The organism is Syntrophales bacterium (genome assembly GCA_035363115.1).
In the GTDB taxonomy this organism is placed as follows: Bacteria; Desulfobacterota; Syntrophia; order Syntrophales; family PHBD01; genus PHBD01.
This window is the reverse complement of the sequence record DAOSEM010000001.1, coordinates 399,342-419,123: the sequence shown is the minus strand read 5'-3', so window position 1 is coordinate 419,123 and position 19,782 is coordinate 399,342. Positions and strand designations below refer to the sequence as shown.

The 19,782-nt window shown below is 61.8% G+C and carries 15 protein-coding genes; 2 read left to right on the top strand and 13 right to left on the bottom strand.

Annotated features, from left to right (window positions below):
• Nucleotides 1-427: 427 nt before the first annotated feature.
• From PLO63_01830 to PLO63_01770, 13 genes are all read right to left on the bottom strand, one after another.
• The gene (locus tag PLO63_01830) at nt 428-2,098 is read right to left on the bottom strand and encodes a class I adenylate-forming enzyme family protein (protein HOI72861.1); all 1,671 of its coding nucleotides are present in this window, start codon (nt 2,096-2,098) and stop codon (nt 428-430) included.
• Between the two features lie 71 nt (nt 2,099-2,169).
• Entirely contained in the window at nt 2,170-3,828 is a 1,659-nt protein-coding gene (locus tag PLO63_01825; GenBank protein ID HOI72860.1) for a long-chain fatty acid--CoA ligase, read from the bottom strand.
• Between the two features lie 168 nt (nt 3,829-3,996).
• On the bottom strand, nt 3,997-5,220 hold the full coding sequence (locus tag PLO63_01820) for a thiolase family protein (GenBank protein ID HOI72859.1): 1,224 nt from the start codon (nt 5,218-5,220) through the stop codon (nt 3,997-3,999).
• 30 nt (nt 5,221-5,250) lie between these two features.
• Nucleotides 5,251-6,018 (bottom strand): 3-hydroxyacyl-CoA dehydrogenase, encoded by a 768-nt coding sequence (locus PLO63_01815; protein ID HOI72858.1) that lies wholly within the window; start codon nt 6,016-6,018, stop codon nt 5,251-5,253.
• 172 nt (nt 6,019-6,190) lie between these two features.
• The gene (locus PLO63_01810; GenBank protein HOI72857.1) at nt 6,191-7,372 is read right to left on the bottom strand and encodes a CaiB/BaiF CoA-transferase family protein; all 1,182 of its coding nucleotides are present in this window, start codon (nt 7,370-7,372) and stop codon (nt 6,191-6,193) included.
• 32 nt (nt 7,373-7,404) lie between these two features.
• Entirely contained in the window at nt 7,405-8,547 is a 1,143-nt protein-coding gene (locus PLO63_01805; GenBank protein HOI72856.1) for an acyl-CoA dehydrogenase family protein, read from the bottom strand.
• A 330-nt stretch (nt 8,548-8,877) separates the two neighbouring features.
• Nucleotides 8,878-9,528 carry a TetR/AcrR family transcriptional regulator gene (locus tag PLO63_01800; GenBank protein HOI72855.1) on the bottom strand — a complete coding sequence of 217 codons (651 nt, stop codon included), beginning with the start codon at nt 9,526-9,528 and terminating at the stop codon, nt 8,878-8,880.
• A gap of 245 nt (nt 9,529-9,773) precedes the next feature.
• The gene (locus PLO63_01795; protein ID HOI72854.1) at nt 9,774-10,577 is read right to left on the bottom strand and encodes an enoyl-CoA hydratase-related protein; all 804 of its coding nucleotides are present in this window, start codon (nt 10,575-10,577) and stop codon (nt 9,774-9,776) included.
• Between the two features lie 4 nt (nt 10,578-10,581).
• Entirely contained in the window at nt 10,582-12,258 is a 1,677-nt protein-coding gene (locus PLO63_01790; protein HOI72853.1) for a long-chain fatty acid--CoA ligase, read from the bottom strand.
• A 215-nt stretch (nt 12,259-12,473) separates the two neighbouring features.
• A complete protein-coding gene (locus PLO63_01785) occupies nt 12,474-14,141 on the bottom strand; it encodes an AMP-binding protein (GenBank protein ID HOI72852.1) in 1,668 nt (555 codons plus the stop codon).
• A 152-nt stretch (nt 14,142-14,293) separates the two neighbouring features.
• The gene (locus tag PLO63_01780; GenBank protein HOI72851.1) at nt 14,294-15,835 is read right to left on the bottom strand and encodes an AMP-binding protein; all 1,542 of its coding nucleotides are present in this window, start codon (nt 15,833-15,835) and stop codon (nt 14,294-14,296) included.
• Nucleotides 15,836-15,970: 135 nt separating this feature from the next.
• Complete coding sequence (locus PLO63_01775; protein ID HOI72850.1) at nt 15,971-16,777, bottom strand: crotonase/enoyl-CoA hydratase family protein; 807 nt, start codon at nt 16,775-16,777, stop codon at nt 15,971-15,973.
• Between the two features lie 80 nt (nt 16,778-16,857).
• Nucleotides 16,858-18,000, bottom strand: a complete 1,143-nt coding sequence (locus PLO63_01770) for an acyl-CoA dehydrogenase family protein (GenBank protein HOI72849.1) — start codon at nt 17,998-18,000, stop codon at nt 16,858-16,860.
• 685 nt (nt 18,001-18,685) lie between these two features.
• On the opposite strand from PLO63_01770, the gene PLO63_01765 reads away from it, so the two are divergent.
• Both PLO63_01765 and PLO63_01760 read left to right on the top strand, forming a co-directional pair.
• Nucleotides 18,686-19,285, top strand: a complete 600-nt coding sequence (locus PLO63_01765; GenBank protein ID HOI72848.1) for a hypothetical protein — start codon at nt 18,686-18,688, stop codon at nt 19,283-19,285.
• Between the two features lie 11 nt (nt 19,286-19,296).
• Nucleotides 19,297-19,782, top strand: a complete 486-nt coding sequence (locus PLO63_01760) for a cell envelope biogenesis protein OmpA (protein HOI72847.1) — start codon at nt 19,297-19,299, stop codon at nt 19,780-19,782.

Sequence of the window (19,782 nt, the reverse complement as noted above, 5' to 3'; positions counted from 1 at the left end):
TCATAACTCGCACCGGACGGTGCTCAGACAGATGACTTTGCGGGCGCTGCGCTGCGACGGCAGGGTGCCCCGAAAAAGCCGCTATTCGCGCTCCGGGAAGCCCCCTCTCCCCGACCAAAGTCCGCGGGGGCGCGACCGGGGGTTTCCAGAGGAGCAACAGGACTTTTTTCCCACCCCTCTTGCCTGACAAACCGTCGACGACGGATCGCGGGAAAAATGGCCGCGACGGCGGCACGCCCCCGCGGCAGCCCCCGCGCCCCGACCGAACCGGCCAACTGCGGGGGCACGGAAGGGGGTATCCAGAGGAGCAACAGGACTTTTTCCCATCCCTCCGGCTTTCCCGGACGTCGACAGCGGAGCGCGAGGGAAGCCCCCTCCCACATTTTTTGTACCGCGCCCGAACGCAGCCGTGGTCTCCCGGCGGGCGTCAGGGTGTGTCCATCTTCTTCTTGATGTCCTCCCTCAGGACCTTCTTGAGGATCTTTCCCACGGGATTGCGCGGGATGGCGTCGATGATCTCCAGGCGCTCGGGAATCTTGTATACCGCGAGTCCCTTATCCTTCATGAACGCCACGACCTCCTCGAGGGTCACCGTTTCGCCGGGCTTGGGAACCACATAGACGCAGGTCCGCTCCCCGAGGACCTCGTCGGGCATGGCCACGGCCGCGGCGTCGAGGACCTTCGGGTGGCCGAGGACCATGTTCTCCACCTCCTGGGCGCTGACGTTGAAGCCGCCCCGGATGATGATGTCCTTGGACCGCTCGAAGAAGCCAATGCACTCGTTGTCCTTCAGTTGGAAGAGGTCGCCCGTGTTGAAGTAGCCCTCCGCATCGAAGGCCTTGGCCGTCAGGTCGGGCCGCTTGAAGTAGCCGGGAATCACGTTGGGCCCACGGTACCACAGCTCCCCGACATCTCCCTCCTTCTTCGGCCCGCCGGGAATGGCTGCGTTGATCAGCTTCATGGAAACGTACTTGGCCATCAGGGTGCCCGTCTTCGTCCACCTGCTCCCCGGGCCGTTGAAGAGGAAGTGGTCCAGCCGCATCTCCATGTCGGGGATGTCGTAGCCGCTGGCCACGTTGGCCGTCCCCTCGTTCTGCCCCCAGATGTTGGCAAAGTCGATGCCCCAGCGGCGCTTCAGCTCCTGCACCGACCACAGGGACGGCGGGGCGGCGCCGATCGTGATGGCCCTCATCTTGCTGAAGTCGAACTTGTCCACCATGGGGTGCTTCAGAAGGGCATTCACCACGGCCGGCACCAGCAGGGTGTAGTGGATCTCTTCCGCCATGAGCTGCATGACGAACGAGGGGCCGTCGAAGGGGTGGTGAAGGACGAGCTTCCCGCCACCGATGAGCCAGGGAATATAGACCGTCCCGATGGAGGCCATGTTCACCAGCGGCCCCGCCGTGATCAGGTTGTCTCCCCAGGAGATGGGGGCCATTTCGAAGCACAGGTTCGCCTGGCAGATCCAGTTGTTGTGCGATAGCGGGCATCCCTTGGGCTCCGCTTCCGTCCCGGACGACCAGGAAAGGGTGAAGACATCGTTCGCGTCGATTACGATATCGTTGAGTTTCCCCGTCACGGGCCCCTTGGTCATCTCCCGGATCTCCGGCAGGTAGATGATCTCCCGGATCGTGGCCTGCTTCGCCTTGACCTTCTCCGCCATCTCCCCGTGGCTGAAATTCCCGAAGGATTCGACCGTCAGGATGGCCTTGGCCTCCGTGATCCCTGCGATGAACTCCAGCTCCGAGGCCCGCCACTGCATCGGCATGGGGGAAATGAGCCCGCCCATTCGGGAAATGGCAAGGTACAGCATGGCCAGTTCCCAGGTGTTCGGAAGCTGGACCATGAAGATGTCGTCTTTCCCGTACCCCTTCGTCAGGAGCCCTTCGGCCACGGCGTCGGCGGCTTTGGCGAGCTCCGCGTAGGTCAGCTTCTCCGGCTTCAATCCCACGAGTGCTTCCTTGTTCAATGGATCGACCAGGCAGATCTTGTCGGGCGTCTTGCGGACGTGAAAACGGAAGTGATCGAGCAGTGTCTTGTGTCCCCATGCCCCCGCGTCGGTCCACCGGCGGATCGTTTCCTGTGATGCCAGAATCATCGTATTCTCCTTTCAATCTGCGCAAGGCCGGCCCCCGAAGGGCCGGCGGAATCGTTCAAAGGCCCGGGACGTCAGGCCTTTCCCATCTTCTTCATCTCCAGGTCCCGGAGCTCCCGGCGCAGGATCTTCCCGACGGCGCTCTTCGGCAGCGTCTCCAGGAACTCCACCATTTTCGGAATCTTGTAGGCCGCCAGGGTCTGGCGGCAGAAGGACGTCACGTCCTCCTCCGTCATGGTCTGCCCCGGCTTGACGACCACGAAGGTCTTCACCGTCTCTCCCCGATAGGCGTCCGGGACCCCGATGGTGCACACCTCGAGGACTTTCGGGTGCGTCATCAGGAGCTCGTCGATCTCCTTGGGATAGATGTTGAATCCACTGGCCAGGATCATGTCCTTCTTCCGGTCGACGATGGTGACGTACCCATCCTCGTCCATGACCCCGATGTCGCCCGTGTAGAGCCAACCGTCGATCAGGACTTTGGACGTCTCTTCCGGATTCTTGTAGTACCCCATCATGACCTGGGGCCCCTTGAAGCAGATCTCGCCGGCCTCGCCCTGCTTCACTTCCGTCTTTCCCGTCTCGAGGTCCACGATCTTGAGGTCCGTGTTGGGGAAGGGAATCCCGACGGTGCCGGGCTTTTCGTCACCGCCCCAGGGCGTCGCCGTCCCCATGGGGGTGATCTCCGTGAGGCCGTATACGTTCACCAGGGGTACGTTCCGGCGATCCTTGAGCATCTTGATGGTTTCCACCGCCATGGGTGCCGACCCGGTGAGGTAGGCCTTCACGAAGGACAGGTCCATCTTCTGGAACCGTTCGCTGTTCAGGAGGGCCACGAAAATCGTGGAAACGCCCGGCAGAAACGTGGGCTTGAATTTTTCCAGGAGGTCCATGATCCGGTCCGGTTCCGGCCGGGGAACGAGGACGTCCGCCCAGCCCGCATAGATGGACGTGTTCTGGAGCCCCGTCCAGCCGGCGGCGTGAAAGAAGGGGAAGATGGCCAGGGTTCTTTCTTCGCCGTCCCTGGAGTCGACGAACCAGCTCCGAAACTGCTGGGTGTTGAAAGAGATGTTGGCGTGGCTCAGCATGACACCCTTGCTGAGGCCCGTCGTCCCGCCCGTGTAGATGAGGGCCCCCAGGTCCTCCAGGGAGGCCTCGTTCGGGACGGGATCGTCCGGCTGGGGACCGATCAGGTCCATGAACCGGTACATCCCCTCCGCGGCCGGGACGTCCGCCGGCGGGAAGAAGGGTTTCAGCGGTTCCGGGAGATAATCGGCCAGGCCGCAGAGGATGACCTTCTTCGCTCCCGTGATGTCCTGGAGTTTCCTGGCCAGCGCGTGGAACAGGTCCAGGGTGACCACGACGGTGGACTCGGAGTCGTTGAACTGGTGGGCCAGCTCGTGCTCCGTATACAGAGGGTTGTTCATGACGTTGACCGCCCCGATGCGGAACGCCGCGTATTCGGCGATTACAATCTGGGGGATGTTGGGCAGGACCATGGACACCTTGTCGCCTTTTTTGACCCCCAGGGATCGCAGGGCCCTGGCAAACCGGTTGACCAGGCTTTCCAGTTCCCGGTAGGTGATGACGGTGCCGAAATAGATCAGGGCGGGATTGTCAGGAAACCGCGAGGCCGACCTTGTGAGGGCCTCGGGCATGGTGATGCGGTCGAAATCGATCTCCGCCGGAACACCCGGCGGGTAGCTCTTGTGCCAGATCCGCTGGAAAGACATAGGTTCCCTCCTTTTCCTTCACTGTGGAACGTTCGGCTGCAAGGATCTCTGTTCGACAACGTGTGAAATCGGGGCTGCTGCGCCGGTTGTATCGGACCCGGAACCCCGATTCCTCATTTCTTTGAAATGCTTTCTGAAACCACCTCCTTCTGATTTTTTCCGCTCTTTTTACACTTTCAGGATCACTGCCTCGCCCTGGGCCAGGCCACCGCAGATGGAGGCGACGCCGTAACCGCCGCCCCGGCGCTGAAGCTCGTAGGCCAGGTGCATGGTGATCCGCCCGGCGCTGGCGCCCACCGGATGGCCGATGGCGATGGCGCCGCCGTTGACGTTGGTCTTCTCCTGGAGTGCCTTCCACTTCGCCTCACTCCCGTCCGCCAGGATCTTCGTCGATACAAGCGGCATGGCGGCGAAGGCCTCGTTGATCTCGATCAGGTCCATCCGGTCGATGGTCAGCCCGCTTCGCTTCAGAGCCTCCTGGATGGTAAGGGCGGGAATGACGGGAATATCCCGCGGCTTCGTGGCCGTTCCAATGGATGCGAGAATCGTGGCCAGGGGCTTCAGGCCTTTTGCCTCGGCCTGCCTTCGTGTCATAAAAAGAATCGCGCTGGAACCCGCGCTGATGGGCGGTGCGTTTCCGGCGGTGACCGTGGGGCTCCCGTAAACGGGCTTCAGCTTCGCCAGGGCTTCCAGGGTGGTCCGGCGCGGTGACTCGTCCCGGTCGATGACGACGGGATCGCCCTTTTTCTGGGGGATGACGACGGGGACGATCTCCTCGCCCACCTTGTACTTTCCGGCGGAGAAGGCCTGGGCGTAGCGCTCCTGGGTCTGGCAGGCCCAGGCATCCTGCATCTCCCGGGTGACCCCGTACTCCAGGGCGACCTCGCCGGCGTCGACGGCCACCGGGGCAAACCCCTTGGCGCCGTAGCCCAGCTCGAAGAGACCGTCGAGCATCCGGATGTGGCCGAGCCGCACGCCCTTTCGCAGGCCCGGGACCAGGTGGGGCATCCGGGGCATGTTCTCGGAGCCGACGGACATGCAGATCTCCGCTTCCCCGGCCCGGATGGCCCGGACTCCCAGGCGGAGAGCCGTCAGGGAGGAACAGCAGGCCCGGTCGAGCGTGACGGAGAGGATCTCCGGAGGCCAGCCCGCCAGGAGAGCGGCCTGGCGCACGGGGATGTCCGTCTCCAGGGCCATCTCCGCCATGACGCAGCTGCCGTAGTTGATCTCACCCAGCTCTTCCGGCTTCACGCCGACCCTCGCGATGACTTCCTTCATGACGATCACCGCCAGGTCGATGCTGGCGATGTCCGCCATGGCGGAGTCGAAGCGGCTGAAAGGCGTCCGGCAGGCGCTGACGATGACGATTTCATCCTTGTCGTGATGACTCATGCGATCTCCCTTCCTTTTCCATTCCTGGATCTATTTCGCCGCCATCCGGATCGCACCGTCCAGGCGGATCACTTCCCCGTTGAGCATCGTGTTCTCGATGATGTGCTTCGCCAGCATGGCGTATTCCATCGGGTTCCCCAACCGCTTCGGGAAGGGAACGCTCGCTCCGAGCGCATCCCTGGCCTCCTGCGGCAGGAGGGCCAGCATGGGCGTGTCGAAAAGCCCCGGGGCGATGGTCATCACCCGGATGCCGTAGTCGGCGCATTCCCGGGCGATGGGCAGGGTCATCCCCACGACACCCGCCTTGGAGGCGCTGTAGGCCGCCTGGCCGATCTGGCCGTCGAAGGCCGCCGCCGAGGCGGTGTTGACGATGACACCCCGCTCACCCGCGGCGTTCGGCGTGTTCTTCGCCATCTGCTCCACCGCCAGGCGGATCACATTGAAGGTTCCGATGAGGTTGATCTGGACGACCCAGTTGAAGGCTTTCAACGGGTAGGGACCCTTCTTGGAGAGGACCTTGGCGGCGGCTCCGACACCGGCGCAGTTGATGGCGGCGTTGATCGTCCCGAAGACCTCCACGGCCCGGGCGATGGAGGCCTGGACGCTTTCTTCGCTTGTCACGTCCGTCTTGGTATACAGGCAGCTTGCGCCCAGTTCGGCGGCCAGGCTGGCGCCACGCTCATCCTGAAGATCGAAGATGACCGCCCTCCCACCCTCCTTCACGAGGGTCCTCACGCAGGCCTCCCCCAGTCCGGAAGCCCCTCCCGTTACGACGGCAATGCAGTCCTTCACGTTCATGAATCCTGATCCTCCTTTGTGCAAAAAATGGGTCCCTCAAAGAACGACCGGAGAAGGCATCCTTCATGCTCCCCTCTCCGGCAAACTCCATGTTTGCCTGCCGACACAGCTGGGCCGTTCTGTCCGCGAGAGTTCCGCCTGATCGCGTCAGCTGACGGAACGGCGCGGGCCCTTACCGGAACACCCCCGCCGCCTCCATCTCCCCGATCTCGCCGTCCGTGTACCCCGCCTCTTTCAGGACCGCCTGCGTGTCGACTCCGGCGGTCGCCCCGGCATGGCGGAATTCCGGCTTCATGGAGGAGAACTTGATGGGGCAGCCGAGCTGCCGCACCGTGCCCCCCGCCGGGAGCGGGACATCCACGACCATTTCGCGCTCGACCGCCAGCGGGTCCGAGAAAGCCTCCGACAGCGCCAGGACCGGTTCCGTACAGGCGTCCGTGGCTGCGAACACGGCCTTCCACTCCGCCTGCGTTTTCGTCCGGAAGACGGCCCGGACCTCCTCCTTCACCTCGGCGAGGTTCTTCGGAGACACGGTGCCAGGGATCAGGTCGGGTCGGCCCAGGGCATTGCAGAAATTGGAAAAGAACTGGGGCTCCAGGGGACCGCAGCTCATCCAGCGTCCGTCCTTCGTCTCGTAGTAGTCATAGAGGGAGCCGCCGTTGAGGAGGTTTCCCTCCAGCTTCTGCTCTCTTCCATCGACGAGAAAGGCAGCGCCGAACATGGCATTGAAGGCGATCATCCCGTCCGTCATGGAGATGTCGACGAACTGGCCCTCCCCGCTCTGCCGCCGGCCGAAGACCGCCGCCAGGATGCCGATGACGGCATGGTTGGAGCCCGAGGCCACGTCGGCCATCTGCATGCTCACGAGGGACGGTCCCGAGGACTTTTTGCCCGTGTAGGAGGATATCCCGGAGCGGGCGATGTAGTTGATGTCGTGCCCCGCCCGGTCGCGAAGGGGCCCCGTCTGGCCGTACCCGGTGATGGAGCAGTAGACGATGCGGGGATTCACCTTCCCGAGGGAGTCGTAATCGAGGCCGAGCTTGGCCATGACGCCGGGGCGGAACTGCTCGACAACGACGTCATAGTCGGTGAGCAGGCGGTGTACGACTTCAATGGCTTTGGGGATTTTCAGGTTGAGGGCCATGCTCCGCTTGTTGCGGCCGAGATAGGCCGACGCCGCGGAGAGCTTGGTTCCCGGAACGAACGGGGGGAAGAAATCCACCAGGTCCGGTCGGGAGGGCGATACGATCCGGAGAACCTCCGCCCCCATGTCGGCCAGGAGCATGGTGGCGTAGGGTCCGGGCAGGAGGGTGGTAAAATCCAGAACCTTCAGTCCTTGAAGAGGTCCGGCCATGACTGCCTCCTTTCTTCAGCCTTGCGTCGATGCTACAGTCCCATGAACTTTGCCACGATTCCTTTCATGATCTCGTTGGTGCCGGCAAAAATTCGCGTCACCCGCATATCCCGCCACGCCCGGGCGATGGGATACTCCTCGCAGTATCCGTACCCTCCGTGGAGCTGGACGCATCGGTCGGCGACACGGCAGGCCATCTCGGTGACCCAGTATTTGGCCATGGACGTCTCTACAGTGACGTTCTTCCCCTCCATGTGGTCCGCGACGAGCTTGTCGACGAACGTCCGGCCGATCTTCACCTCCGTGGCCATTTCCGCGAATTCGAACTGGCTGTGCTGGAACTTGGCGATGGGCTTCCCGAAGGCCGTCCGCTCCCGGCAGTACTTGATCGTCCACTCCAGCATGCACTCCGCCCCCACCTGGGCCCCGAGGGCACAGATAAGGCGCTCCTGCTGGAGCTTCATCATCAGGTTCAGGAATCCCGATCCCTTCGCTCCCAGGCGATTTTCCGCCGGAATCCGGCAGTCCGTGAAATACAGTTCCGCCGTGTCCTGGCTGTGCCAGCCGACCTTCTTGATGCGCCGGCCCTTTTCAAAGCCCGGCGTCTCCGCATCGACGAGGTAGAGGTCCACGGCCCGGTGGGGGTTCTCCACCGCGGGGTCCTTCGCCGCCAGGACGAGGACGTCGCAGTTGATGCCGTTGGAGATGAAAGTTTTCTGCCCGTTGATGACGATCTCGCCGTTTTTCTCCGCCGCGGTCGTCCGGATCGCCGCCAGATCGCTTCCCGTATTGGGCTCCGTCATGGCCACGGCGGTGATGCAGTCGCCGGTCACGCATCCCGGGAGATACTTTTTCTTCTGCTCCTCCGTTCCGAAGGAGGCAATGTAGGGCACAATGATGTCGCTGTGCAGGGAGGCACAAAGGCCCGAGAAATTGCATTTCGCCATCTCCTCGCAGACAATGACGGAATACAGGAAGTCCGCTCCCACGCCGCCGTACTCCTCGGGCACCCAGGTGCTGAGAAAGCCGTTCTCGCCCATCTTCCTCCAGTAGCTTTTGGGGACGATTCCGGCTTCTTCCCACTCCTCGATGTGGGGAACGATCTCCTTCTCCAGGAAACGCCGCAGGCTCTCGCGAAAAATATTGTGCTCCTCCGTAAACTTCAGAATCTCCATTGCTCTCCTCCCCTTCGTGTTTTCAACGTTTCAGAAAGATGGACAATGAAACCGCTCCCGCGGACCCGGAGGGATCCTGGCGGGAATCCATAACGGATGCTGCGTGTGGAGGATCGTTCCCTCCACTGAAGTCACAGGGGATGCCGCCCCTGTTTTCCGGCCCCCTCGGGGAGCCGTCATATTTTCATGGGCGCTTGCGCTCCGAGCGTTGCGTTTTCCTCCTTGAGATTCGAATTTATACGGTCGTTTCCGGCTGCCGCGGAAGAAAGTCCGGATCAGTTGGGCAGTCGGACGGAAAGAATGGTGAGTGGGGACGGGCGGATGGAAGCATCACGCCGGCTCGGAGCCGCCCTTGCCCTCCCTCTGGGCAAAGGCGGGGATCAGAATAAATTTCAGAACCTCCTTGACCTGGGTGATGTATTCCTCCCGGTCGATATGGACGATGGAGCGGAAAAAGGTTTCGCCGGAGACGAAGTTGTAGATCCCGTTTATGACCGCCAGGACCTCCATGAGAGCCCGCGGCGTTGCCTTCCTCTTGCTTTCGATCAGGTTCATGGAACGGGCCATGTCGGCGGTGAACTCGGGAACCAGGATCTCCTCCAGGGCTTCTTCCCGGGTGCGGCCGAAATAGCGGTGCAGGATGAGGTTGGCGATCTCGGGGTGCTCGAACAGGTAGTCCGTCATGACGTCGATCGAGATGGCCAGCCGCTCGCCCAGAGGCTTCCCGTGGATCATCCTCTCCACGTCCCGGAGGCTCTGTCCCAGGTCCTTGTTGATATCCAGGACGACGGCCTCGTACAGGCCCTTCTTGTCGCCCCAATGATAGTGGAGTGTCGAGACGTCGATCCCCACCTCCTGCGCGATCATCCGGGTCGTGGTCCCGTGGTAGCCGTAATCGCCGAAGATCCGCCGGGCGACGGTAAGGATCCGCGCTTTCATCGATTCGGGATCCTGGCGGGCCTTGTCGAGAGCGGTCTTCATCAGATTGTTCCATCTAATGATTGAAGCATGATGATGAAACCTAACCAGAAACCGTTTCCCCTGTCAATTGGAAGGTTCCCGGTCCATTGACCGGGCCGGGGATTCCACCTTCCACGACGACGGTCTCCGGAGCCCGGCTTCCTGCCTCCGGGAACCTCGTGCATACTGTACCCCCGAAAAAAACGAAGCGCGGCTGGGCGGATCGACCCGCCCACGGCCGCGCATTCCGTCAACTTGGCGGCGGCTCAGTCTTTTCCGCCTCCCTTGAAGAACGGCTGGACCAGCTTGAAAAACTCGCCGGAGAAGACCATGACCGCCTGGTTCCGGTTCTCCAGGTTGACCGCCGCCTCCAGGCACGGCGCGTCGACGTTCTGGTCCAGGACGCGTTTCGTCAGCTTCAGCGCCTCCACGGACTTGGCGATCATGGGGCGTGCATAGGACAGGGCCGTCTCCAGAAGGGTCTCCCGCGGCACAACCCGGTTGACCAGCCCGATCCGCTCCGCCTCGTCCGCCCTTACTTTCCTTCCCGTCAACAGGATCTCCGACGACCGGGCGGTGCCGATCAGCCGGGGCAGGAAATAGGACGTCCCGAGCTCGCCACCGGTCAGGCCGATATTCGCAAAGGAGGCAATGAACGATGCCTCCGGAGACGCCACCCGGACGTCGCTCGCCAGGGTCATGCAGAACCCCGCGCCGGCGGCCGGTCCGTTGACGGCGGAGATGACCGGCTGGGGAATCCGCCGGAGCCCCAGGACCAGGGAGCCGTAGCGCTCCTGGACGATCCGGAGGAAGTTCGCCGGATCGGAGAAGGCATCCGTGTCCTTGTGGACGACCGCGTCGTTCAGGTCGGCCCCGGCGCAGAATCCGCGGCCTTCCCCGGTCAGGATCAGGACCCGGATGGCGTCGTCCTTCGACAGGATCGAGAACAGCTCGCCGAAATCGTCCAGCATCGCAATGTTGACCGCGTTTAGCTGCTCCGGCCGGTTCATGGTGACAAGCCCCACCCGGGGCTCAACCTCTTCAAATCGGAATGTCTGAAAATCTTTCATCTTTCTATCCTTTGGCTTCTTTTTTTAGCTCGCGATCACGCAGTTCCCGGCGCAGGATCTTTCCCACGTTGCTCTTCGGCAGCTCGTTCGTGAACTCGATGATCTTCGGAACCTTGTAGGCGGCGAGGTGAGCCTTGCAGTGGGCCATCACCTCGTCCTCCGTCATATTCTCGCCCGCTTTCAGGACGACGAAGGCCTTGACCGTCTCCCCCCGGTAGGTGTCAGGGACGCCGATGGCGCAGGCCTCGAGAATCTTGTCGTGCTGGAAGAGGATCTCGTCGATGTCCTTGGGATAGATGTTGTATCCACCCGCGACGATCATGTCCTTCTTCCGGTCCACGACCTTGAAATACCCCTCCTCGTCCATGATGCCGATGTCCCCCGTGTAGAGCCAGCCGTCGCGGATGGTCGCGGCCGTCTCGTCGGGACGCTTGTAGTAGCCCGTCATCACCTGGGGACCCTTGATGCAGATCTCGCCGGCCTCGCCGGGCTTGAGGACGGTGTTTCCCTCGTCCAGGTCGACAATCTTCAGCTCCGTGTTCGGCAGCGGCAGGCCGACCGTGCCCGGCTTCACCTTCCCACCCCAGGGGGTCGCCGTGGCAAAGGCCGTGTTTTCCGTCATACCGTAGATCTCGTAGACGTCCTTGCCGGTCAGGTTTTTCAGATCCTGCACCGTGTCGATGGCGATGGGAGACGCCCCGGTGAAAAAGCCCTTGAGGAAGGACTTGTCCATGCCGCGGAACTCCTTGTCGGCCAGCAGCCCGACAAAGATGGAGGCCACGCCGGGAAGGAAGTTCGGCTTGTACTTCTTCACGGTCTCGATGAGGATACCCGGCTCCGGCCGCGGGATGATCGTCGAGGTCCAGCCGCTCCAGATGGTCAGGTTCTGGCTGGCGGTGTAACCCGCTGAATGGAAGATGGGGTAGGTTCCCACGATGTGCACCTCCCCGTCCTTGAGATCGGGTAGCCAGGCGCGGAAAATCTGGACGACGGCGGAGAGGTTCGCATGGGTCAGCATGGCTCCCTTCGACACGCCCGTAGTCCCGCCCGTGTAAATCAGCGCTCCCAGCTTGTCCCACCGGGACCGGTCCGGGACCGGATTCGAGGAGGCCTTGCCCATCAGGGTCATGAATTCATGGACGTCTTTCCGAGGCTCCACCTTCCGGAACATGGCCTTCTTCACGAAGGGGAACAGCTGCTTCTTCGGGAAGGGCAGGTAGTCGTTGATGTGGCAGGTGATGATCGTTTCGACACCGGTCTTCCCCTTCAGGGCAAGCGCCCGGGGCAGGAGCAGGTCCAGCGTGATGAGGAACCGGGCGTCGCAGTCCTTCAGCTGGTGGGCCAGCTCCTTCTCCGTGTAGAGGGGGTTGTTCATCGCCGTCACCGCCCCGAGGCGGTGTGTGGCGTGGCAGGCGATGATCATCTGGGGCAGGTTGGGCAGAAGCATCCCCACCTTATCCCCCTCTTTCACACCCAGGTCCTTGAGCGCATTGGCGAACCGGTTCACGAGGGCGTCCAGTTCGCGGTAGCTGAACCGCCGGCCCATGTAAATGAAGGCGGTGTGGTCGGGAAACTTCTTTGCCGACCGGATCAGCGCAGCCGCCGTGGTGATCTTTTCAAATTCAATTTCCGGGGGTACGCCCGGGGCGTACGACTTGTGCCAGATTCTCTCAAAAGCCATTGACCCAATCCTCCTGCAAGTATTTCAGGGCCGGCCGGCAAAACGGTCTTCACTCCCCGCGCTGTGTCCCGACCGGGAAACGTCCCGGCCGCTCGCCGCCGCCTCCCTTCATGGAGGCGGCGGGAGCGTTTCAACCTTCGTCAGGCAGGGAAAATCCGCACTCACCTGGGCGCAAGACCCCCGATTGCTTCTCACCGCTGTTGAGAAAGACCCCCTTACGGGGCTTCCTGCATGATTCTCCGGAGTTCCCGCTTGAGCACCTTGCCTACGGAGCTCATGGGCAGGGCGTCCATGAACCGGACGACCTTCGGCACCTTGTAAGGGGCCACCGTTTTCTTCATATATTCGATGATATCCTGCCGCATCTCGTCGTCGCCGGCAGATCCCGCCTTCAGGACCACGGCGCAGGCCACGAGCTCCGAGCCCGGCCGCTTCGGGTCCGGAAGGCCGATCGTCGCGGCAAGATCAATGCTGGGATGCGCATGCAGGGCATCATCCACAACCTGGGTGAACACCTTGAAGCCGGATACGCTCACCATATCCTTCAGCCGGTCCACGATGTAGAAATATCCGTCCTCGTCCATGACCGCCACGTCCCCCGTGTAGATCCAACCGTCCCGGAGGGTGTGGGCCGTGTCCTCGAGCTTGTTGTGATATCCGAGGGAGAAAACCTGGGGACCCCGGGCCACCATTTCCCCGGGTTCTCCAAGGGGAACCGTCTTACCGCTCTCGGGATCCACCAGCTTCACCTCCGTGTCGCACACGGGCATGCCGACGGACCCGACCTTCTTGACCCCGTGCAGCGGAAGGGCGACAATGACCGGACTGGTCTCCGTCATGCCGCAGACCTCAATCACCTTTCCCTTCCCGACCACCTCCTCGAACTGCCGGATATTCTCGGCCGGGAACGACGCGGCGCCGCTGACGAAGAACTGAACCCCGGAGAAATCGAGGGCGCGGAACTCGGGCAGCTTCAACAATTCCAGGTAGATGGTGGGCACGTTGACGGTCATCGTCGGGCGGTGGGTCTCCATGGCCTTCACGAAGAACTGGAGATCCCGCGGATTGGGAATGACGATGTTTGTGGATCCCATCGCCATGTTCCACATGACCATGAAATTCCCCGCCTGGTGGAACATGGGAAAGGCGGACATGGCGACGTGTTTTCCCATCGGGTAGCCAAGCCACGCGTTCAGCTGTGTCATGTGACCGACGATGTTGCGGTTCGTGAGGAGCGCCCCTTTCGGAGGTCCCGTCGTCCCGCCCGTGTACATCATGAGGCAGGCGGCGCCCGGATCGACCTTCACACCGACCGGGTCGGCGGGCATCGACGCGATGGCATCCTTGAAGCCGAGCGTCTCGACCCCGGGGATCGGGTCCGGAGGCGAAGCGGGCACATCCTGGGGCATATAGTCGAAGATGGAGGCCACCACGACGACCTTCACGCCCGTTTCGCCGATCGCCTGTTTCACGACGGGAAACAGCAGATCCGCCGTAATCAGGACCTTCGCTCCGGAATCGTTCAGCTGGTAGGCAAGTTCCTCGGCGGTGAGCAGAGGGCTCACCCCCGTGAAGATGCAGCCCGCCTTCTGGGTTCCGGCGGATCCGATATAGCTGGCGGGGATGTTGGGCATGTGGAAACCGACCACGTCGCCGGGCCGGCACCCCGTTTCAATCAGAAACCGGGCAAACCGGTTGGACTGCTCATCCAGCTCACGGTACGTTATCTCCGTCCCCACGTAAATGAGGGCAACCCGGGAAGGAACCTCCTGAAAGGCCTTCTGCAGCGCTTCGGCGTAGGATATGTCAGGATATTCGAGTTTCTTCGGAATGGACTGATCATAATGATTCAGCCAGGGTTTTGCCGCGTACACATCACTCATGTCACTCTCCTTCACGGACCGCGCCGCACCGGATCAGCGGGAGTCTTTGACGTCCCGATTCCGCAGGAGTGCTGGTGGGACGCTCACGCCGGCGGGTGCCCACGCGATCCGTCCTGAAAAATAATCAGAAAATATTCTGAAACCGCCCCCGCTCACGCGGAGGCAAACTTCTCCACAAGGAGAAACTTCTGGACCTTCCCGGTCGGGGTCATGGGCAGGTTGTCCACGAAAATGATTTTTTTCGGGGCTTTGAAATGGGCGATCCGCTCACGGCCGAAGGCAATGAGCTCTTCCTCCGTCACGTTCCGGCCGGGGAAAGGGATGATGACGGCTGTGACCATCTCGCCCCAGGTGTCGTCGGGCAGGCCGATGACGGCACACTGCAGGACCGCCGGGTGCCCCATGAGCATCTCCTCCACCTCGATCGCATAGACATTCTGGCCGCCCGTGATGATCATGTCCTTCTTCCTGCCGGCCAGGTAGAGAAACCCGTCCTCGTCGAAGCGTCCCAGGTCGCCGGTGTAGAACCAGCCGTCCCTGAACATATCCCGCGTTTTTTCCTCGTTTTTGTAATAGCCTGCCGTGACGGCCACCCCCCGGCCGATGATCTCGCCCACCTCACCCGTGGGAACATCTTTGCCCTGGAAGTCCACAATCCGCACGTCCGCCCCGAAATAGAGCGTCCCCACGGACTCGGGCTTGCGCAGCTTGTCCTTCGGCCCGATGTTGACCAGGAGGCCGGTCTCCTGGAGCCCGTAGAACTCGTACAGGTTGGTGCACAGGCGCTTCCTGACCTGCTCCTGAAGCGCCACGGAAAACGGCGAGGAGCAGAAGACGAGGGCGCGCAGCGAGGAAAGGTCGTACTTTTCGACGTCCGGAAGGGCGAGAACAAAGCTCGCCATGGTGGGCACCCAGTTGGAGATGGTCACCTTCTCCTGCTCAATGACCCCCAGGATCTTCGTCAGGTCGAACTGGTGAATGACGTTGCGGGCCCCTGCAAACAGCGCGCAGGCCGACCAGGCGAAGCCGACACGCCCGTAAATCGGAAACACGGTCATGACCACGTCGTTCGGCGTCACGTCGTGCATGTAGATCATCGTCGGGCCTGCGCCGGCGTTGTTGTACTGCGAGAGCATGTAGGCCTTCGGGAGCCCGGTGGTCCCCGAAGTCAGGTTTAGGTACTGGGGATCCTCCTCGCTGATCTCCACGTCCGGCTCCTCCGGCGAGGACTGGCTGACCAGGTCTTCATAAGACACGGCATAAGCCGGAATCTCGCTGCCGAAGCAGATGAAACGCTTGATCGACGGGAGCTGCGGACGCAATCCCTCGACGAGCGCCGTGAAGGACGCATCGAAGATCAGGTTCTCCGTGCCGCAGAAGTTCATGAGTTCCGCCATCTCCTGGGGCGACAGGCGGTAGTTGAGCGGCAGCCCGATGCTGCCGATCTTGCCCAGGGCAAGATAGGTTTCGACGATTTCGTGGCGGTTGTAGGAAAGAAAAGCGGTGTTGTCTCCCTTCTTGATGCCCAGTCCGAGGAGCCCGTTCGCCAGGCCGTTGATCCGCCGGTTGACCTGCCGGAACGTAAAACGCCGGCCTGTCGTCATGCAGGAGATCGCCTCCCGGTCACCGTAGCGTGCAGCTGCGACTTTCGGATAATTGCCGATGTTAAAAGATCCCGTTGCTTTTCCTGACATGTATTCCTCCTTTACAAACCGTATGAAAAATTCTTTTCAAACCGTTATCCGTAATGAAGTTCAACACTCAGCGGCTGCCCGGGCCGGTGCCCGGGGTGTTCATGCCATCCGCAAAGAGTTCCGTTTCGTCAATTGCTAATCCCCTACAAAATTGGGCTTGCGCTTTTCCATGAACGCCGCCACGGCCTCCATCAGATCCTTGCTTGGCAGGATCGCGGAGTTCATCTGCGCGATGTAATCGAGCCCCGGGAAAACACCGTTGTCCCGGTTGAACAGGATGGACTCCTTGACGCCCTGCACCGTCATGGGCGGATTGGCCGCGATCTCCTCCGCCAGTGCCCAGGCACCCTTGAGCAGGGCGTCGCGGTCATCGTAGAGCCGGTTGATGTAACCGATCCGCAAGGCCTCCTCGGCGGTGAAGTCCCTTCCCGTCAGGGCCAGCTCCCGAAACAGCCCCTGGCCCACGATCGTGGGAAACCGCTGCAGGGTGCCCACGTCGGCCACGATGCCGATGCGCGTCTCCCGGATCGAGAAAATGGCATCCCTGGAGGCCAGGCGGATGTCGGAGGCACTCGTCAGGTCGATGCCGCCGCCGACGCAGTGGCCGTGCACGGCGGCAATGACGGGCTTCCGGCATCGCTCCACGGCGCTGATGCAGTCCTGGAGCCACCGGATCTTCCATCTCGTTTTCTCCCGCTCCTTCGCCGATCCGTCCCCGAGGATCGCGGCCCCTTCGACCAGGTCCAGGCCCGCGCAGAACGTCTTGCCCTCGGCCTGGACAATGACGACCCGGACTTCCGGATCGTCGTTGAACCGCCCGAAGTGCTCGATGAGTCCCCTGAAGAAATCGAACGTCATGCAGTTGCGCTTATCCGGCCGATCGAGAATCAGCCGCGCCACATGCCCTTCCTTTTCCACCCTGAAGGGAGCCTTCTCAGCCATCGTTCCTCCTTTTCCGGTCAGGCAATCCCGGATTTTTCAAGGGCCGCCGGCAAGCCGGCGGCCTCGGTCCATCGTTTTTCCTACAGCCCCATGAAACGGGCGATGATGACCTTCATGATCTCGTTGGTGCCGGCAAAGATTCGGGCCGCCCGGCAGTCCCGCCAGGCCCGCGAGATGGGATATTCGTCGCAGTACCCGTAGCCGCCGTGAAGCTGCATACACCGGTCGGCCACCTTGAAGGCCATGTCCGTCATCCAGTACTTGGCCATGGACGTCTCGATGACGATGTTTTGACCCTCCATGTGGTCGGCTACCAGCTTGTCGATAAAGGTCCTGCCCAGCTTGATTTCCGTCGCCATCTCCACGATTTCGAACTGATTGTGCTGGAACTTGGAGATCGGCTTTCCGAACACCGTCCGCTCCCGGCAGTAGGGAATGGTGATGTCCAGCATGTATTCCGCCCCGGCGATGGCCACGACGGCGCAGACCAGTCGCTCCTGCTGGAGTTTCTGCATCAGCTTTAAAAATCCCGTGCCCTTTTCGCCCAGCCGGTTGCTCTTGGGAATCCGGCAATCCGTGAAATAGAGCTCTGCCGTGTCCTGGCTGTGGCAGCCCGCCTTCATGATCCTTCTTCCCTTCTCGAAGCCCGGCGTATCCGCCTCCACGAGATACAGGTCCACCGACGCGTGGGGGTTCTTCTCGGACGGGTCCTTGGCGGCCAGGACGCACAGGTCGCAGTTGATCCCGTTCGAGATGAAGGTCTTCTGGCCGTTGATGACGACAAAGTCGCCGTCCTCCACGGCCGTCGTCTTCATGGCCGCCAGGTCGCTCCCCGCGTTGGGCTCCGTCATGGCCACCGAGGTGATGATGTCGCCGCTCACGCAGCCGGGAAGGTACTTCTGCTTCTGCTCTTCCGTCGCGAACGAGACGATGTACGGGACAACGATGTCGCTGTGGAGCCACGTGGAGAAGCTTGCCAGGTTCGCCCGCGCCAGCTCTTCGATCACGATCACCGAGTAGAGGAAATCCGCTCCCGGCCCGCCATATTCCATGGGAACGGAAGTCCCCAGGAATCCCTGCTGTCCCATCTTCAGCCAGATGCTCCGGGGAACGATGCCGGCTTCTTCCCATTCTTCGGCGTGAGGTGCCAATTCGTTCGCAACGAACCTTCGTGCCATGTCGCGGAAGATCCCGTGCTCTTCCGTGTAGTTGAGAATGTCCATCTTCTGTCTCCTGTTGAATGATCGTTTCCAGTCACCGGCGCTCAGGCACGGAGCCTTCCCGTTGAAACGATGAAGGCATCCCGGCGCGGCGCCGTCCTTGCGGGGTTCGCAAATCGTCCTGGTCGCCCCGGTATCCGGTGGAAAGCACCGGCCGGCCGGGCCGGAACCGGGTCCCGGAAGGCGGATCCCCGAACGAATTTCATCGATTTATTCCATCGCGTTGTTCCATCCGATGGTTCCATCAAATGATTAGTGCCTAACCAACCCCCCTCTTTCTGTCAAGAAAAAAATGGTCATGCCCCCTTAACTGATCAATAATATACGGGTTCTGATTTTACGATAGGCTCCGTCCCGGATGTCTCTTTCGCCCGGGAAGGCGGGCCGGCTCGGGTGGATGCTGTCGATAGACACGATTCGGTAGGCAAAGGATGGTAAAAATGCTAAACTTTCAAACATCAAGACAAGCAGCCGCCGGTCGCATGGAACTCTTTCTTCGGCCGCCGGCGGGAACTGCGCGGGACGGAATTCGAGGATGGAACGAACGCCGGAGGCGGCACGCTCCTCCTGCATTCAAGCCCGCGCTCGGGCGATCGCCCGGCGGTTGGCCGATTGACTGTCTGAACCCGACTTGGAAATCCCCCTTCCAGCACCCGGTCAAACCGGTACTTCAAGGAGGTCGTGTCCCATGTCTGCAAACGTAAGGAAAAAGGTTCTGATCGCCACCCTGATCATGGTTGCGACGGTGATTTCCGCTTCATCTCCCGCCCTGGGGGATGAAAAGAAGAACTGGGCGGTCACCGTATACGGCGCGATTCAGACCCACAGCGATCTCGGGGGGACATTCCTCAACCCCGACTTCGACAGCGGCTATCACTTCCTGGCCGCGGCCGTATCCCGCCGGATCTGGTCCCTGACTCGTCACATCGACTGGGAAGTGGAAGGACAGGCGGTCAAGCATTTCGGCGATCAGAACAACATGGAGTTCAACGTGCTTCTCATCGCCCGGTGGCTTACCTTCCCATGGAACTCCTACCTCAACACGAGCTTTGCCATCGGCAACGGCCTTTCCTACGCCACCCGGACGCCGCGGATCGAAGAGATCCAGCATGAAAAGACGCACCAGTTCCTGGATTACATGCTTTTCGAACTGGCGTTTTCCCTGCCGCAGCAGCCCCAGTGGAGCATGGTCTGGCGCATCCATCACCGTTCGGGGGTCTACGGGCTCTTCAACGGCGTCCACGGGGCGTCCAACGCCCTCGGCGTGGGCCTCAAGTATCACTTCTAAGGAGTATTGCGATGCTCTGGATCATCCGGAAAACCGGGGACCCGCCTGAGGGAAGCAGCCGCAGGAGAGGGCCGGCGGGTTTTCCCCTGTTCTGTCTCGCCGTCCTCGCGGTCTTCCTGTGGATGACGGCGGGGTGCGCCGCCCGGTACGGTCCGGTCCTGTACCCGAATGCGCACCTCCAGGCCGTCGGGGAGGTACAGGCACAAAAAGACATCGATGAATGCGAGGTCCTGGCGGAAACGTACATAAAGGACCACCCCGAACTGGAAACGGCAAAGAGCACCGTGGCGGGCGGAGCGGCGGGGGCCGTCGTCGGTGGGGCCGCCGGGGCCGTCACCGGCAGCCTCGGCCGGGGCATCGGCGTGGGCGCCGCCGTCGGCGCGGCTTCGGGCCTGGTTCACGGAATCGCCAGGGCCTCCCGTCCCTCCCCGCTGTACAAAAAGTTCGTCGACAAATGCCTGCAGGACCGGGGTTACGAACCGCTGGGGTGGGAATAA

Bases quoted from the DNA above. Each gene is read 5' to 3' on its own strand.
- PLO63_01830 (HOI72861.1), bottom strand. From the start codon at position 2,098: ATGATTCTGGCATCACAGGAAACGATCCGCCGGTGGACCGACGCGGGG.
- PLO63_01825 (HOI72860.1), bottom strand. From the start codon at position 3,828: ATGTCTTTCCAGCGGATCTGGCACAAGAGCTACCCGCCGGGTGTTCCG.
- PLO63_01820 (HOI72859.1), bottom strand. From the start codon at position 5,220: ATGAGTCATCACGACAAGGATGAAATCGTCATCGTCAGCGCCTGCCGG.
- PLO63_01815 (HOI72858.1), bottom strand. From the start codon at position 6,018: ATGAACGTGAAGGACTGCATTGCCGTCGTAACGGGAGGGGCTTCCGGA.
- PLO63_01810 (HOI72857.1), bottom strand. From the start codon at position 7,372: ATGGCCGGACCTCTTCAAGGACTGAAGGTTCTGGATTTTACCACCCTC.
- PLO63_01805 (HOI72856.1), bottom strand. From the start codon at position 8,547: ATGGAGATTCTGAAGTTTACGGAGGAGCACAATATTTTTCGCGAGAGC.
- PLO63_01800 (HOI72855.1), bottom strand. From the start codon at position 9,528: ATGAAGACCGCTCTCGACAAGGCCCGCCAGGATCCCGAATCGATGAAA.
- PLO63_01795 (HOI72854.1), bottom strand. From the start codon at position 10,577: ATGAAAGATTTTCAGACATTCCGATTTGAAGAGGTTGAGCCCCGGGTG.
- PLO63_01790 (HOI72853.1), bottom strand. From the start codon at position 12,258: ATGGCTTTTGAGAGAATCTGGCACAAGTCGTACGCCCCGGGCGTACCC.
- PLO63_01785 (HOI72852.1), bottom strand. From the start codon at position 14,141: ATGAGTGATGTGTACGCGGCAAAACCCTGGCTGAATCATTATGATCAG.
- PLO63_01780 (HOI72851.1), bottom strand. From the start codon at position 15,835: ATGTCAGGAAAAGCAACGGGATCTTTTAACATCGGCAATTATCCGAAA.
- PLO63_01775 (HOI72850.1), bottom strand. From the start codon at position 16,777: ATGGCTGAGAAGGCTCCCTTCAGGGTGGAAAAGGAAGGGCATGTGGCG.
- PLO63_01770 (HOI72849.1), bottom strand. From the start codon at position 18,000: ATGGACATTCTCAACTACACGGAAGAGCACGGGATCTTCCGCGACATG.
- PLO63_01765 (HOI72848.1), top strand. From the start codon at position 18,686: ATGTCTGCAAACGTAAGGAAAAAGGTTCTGATCGCCACCCTGATCATG.
- PLO63_01760 (HOI72847.1), top strand. From the start codon at position 19,297: ATGCTCTGGATCATCCGGAAAACCGGGGACCCGCCTGAGGGAAGCAGC.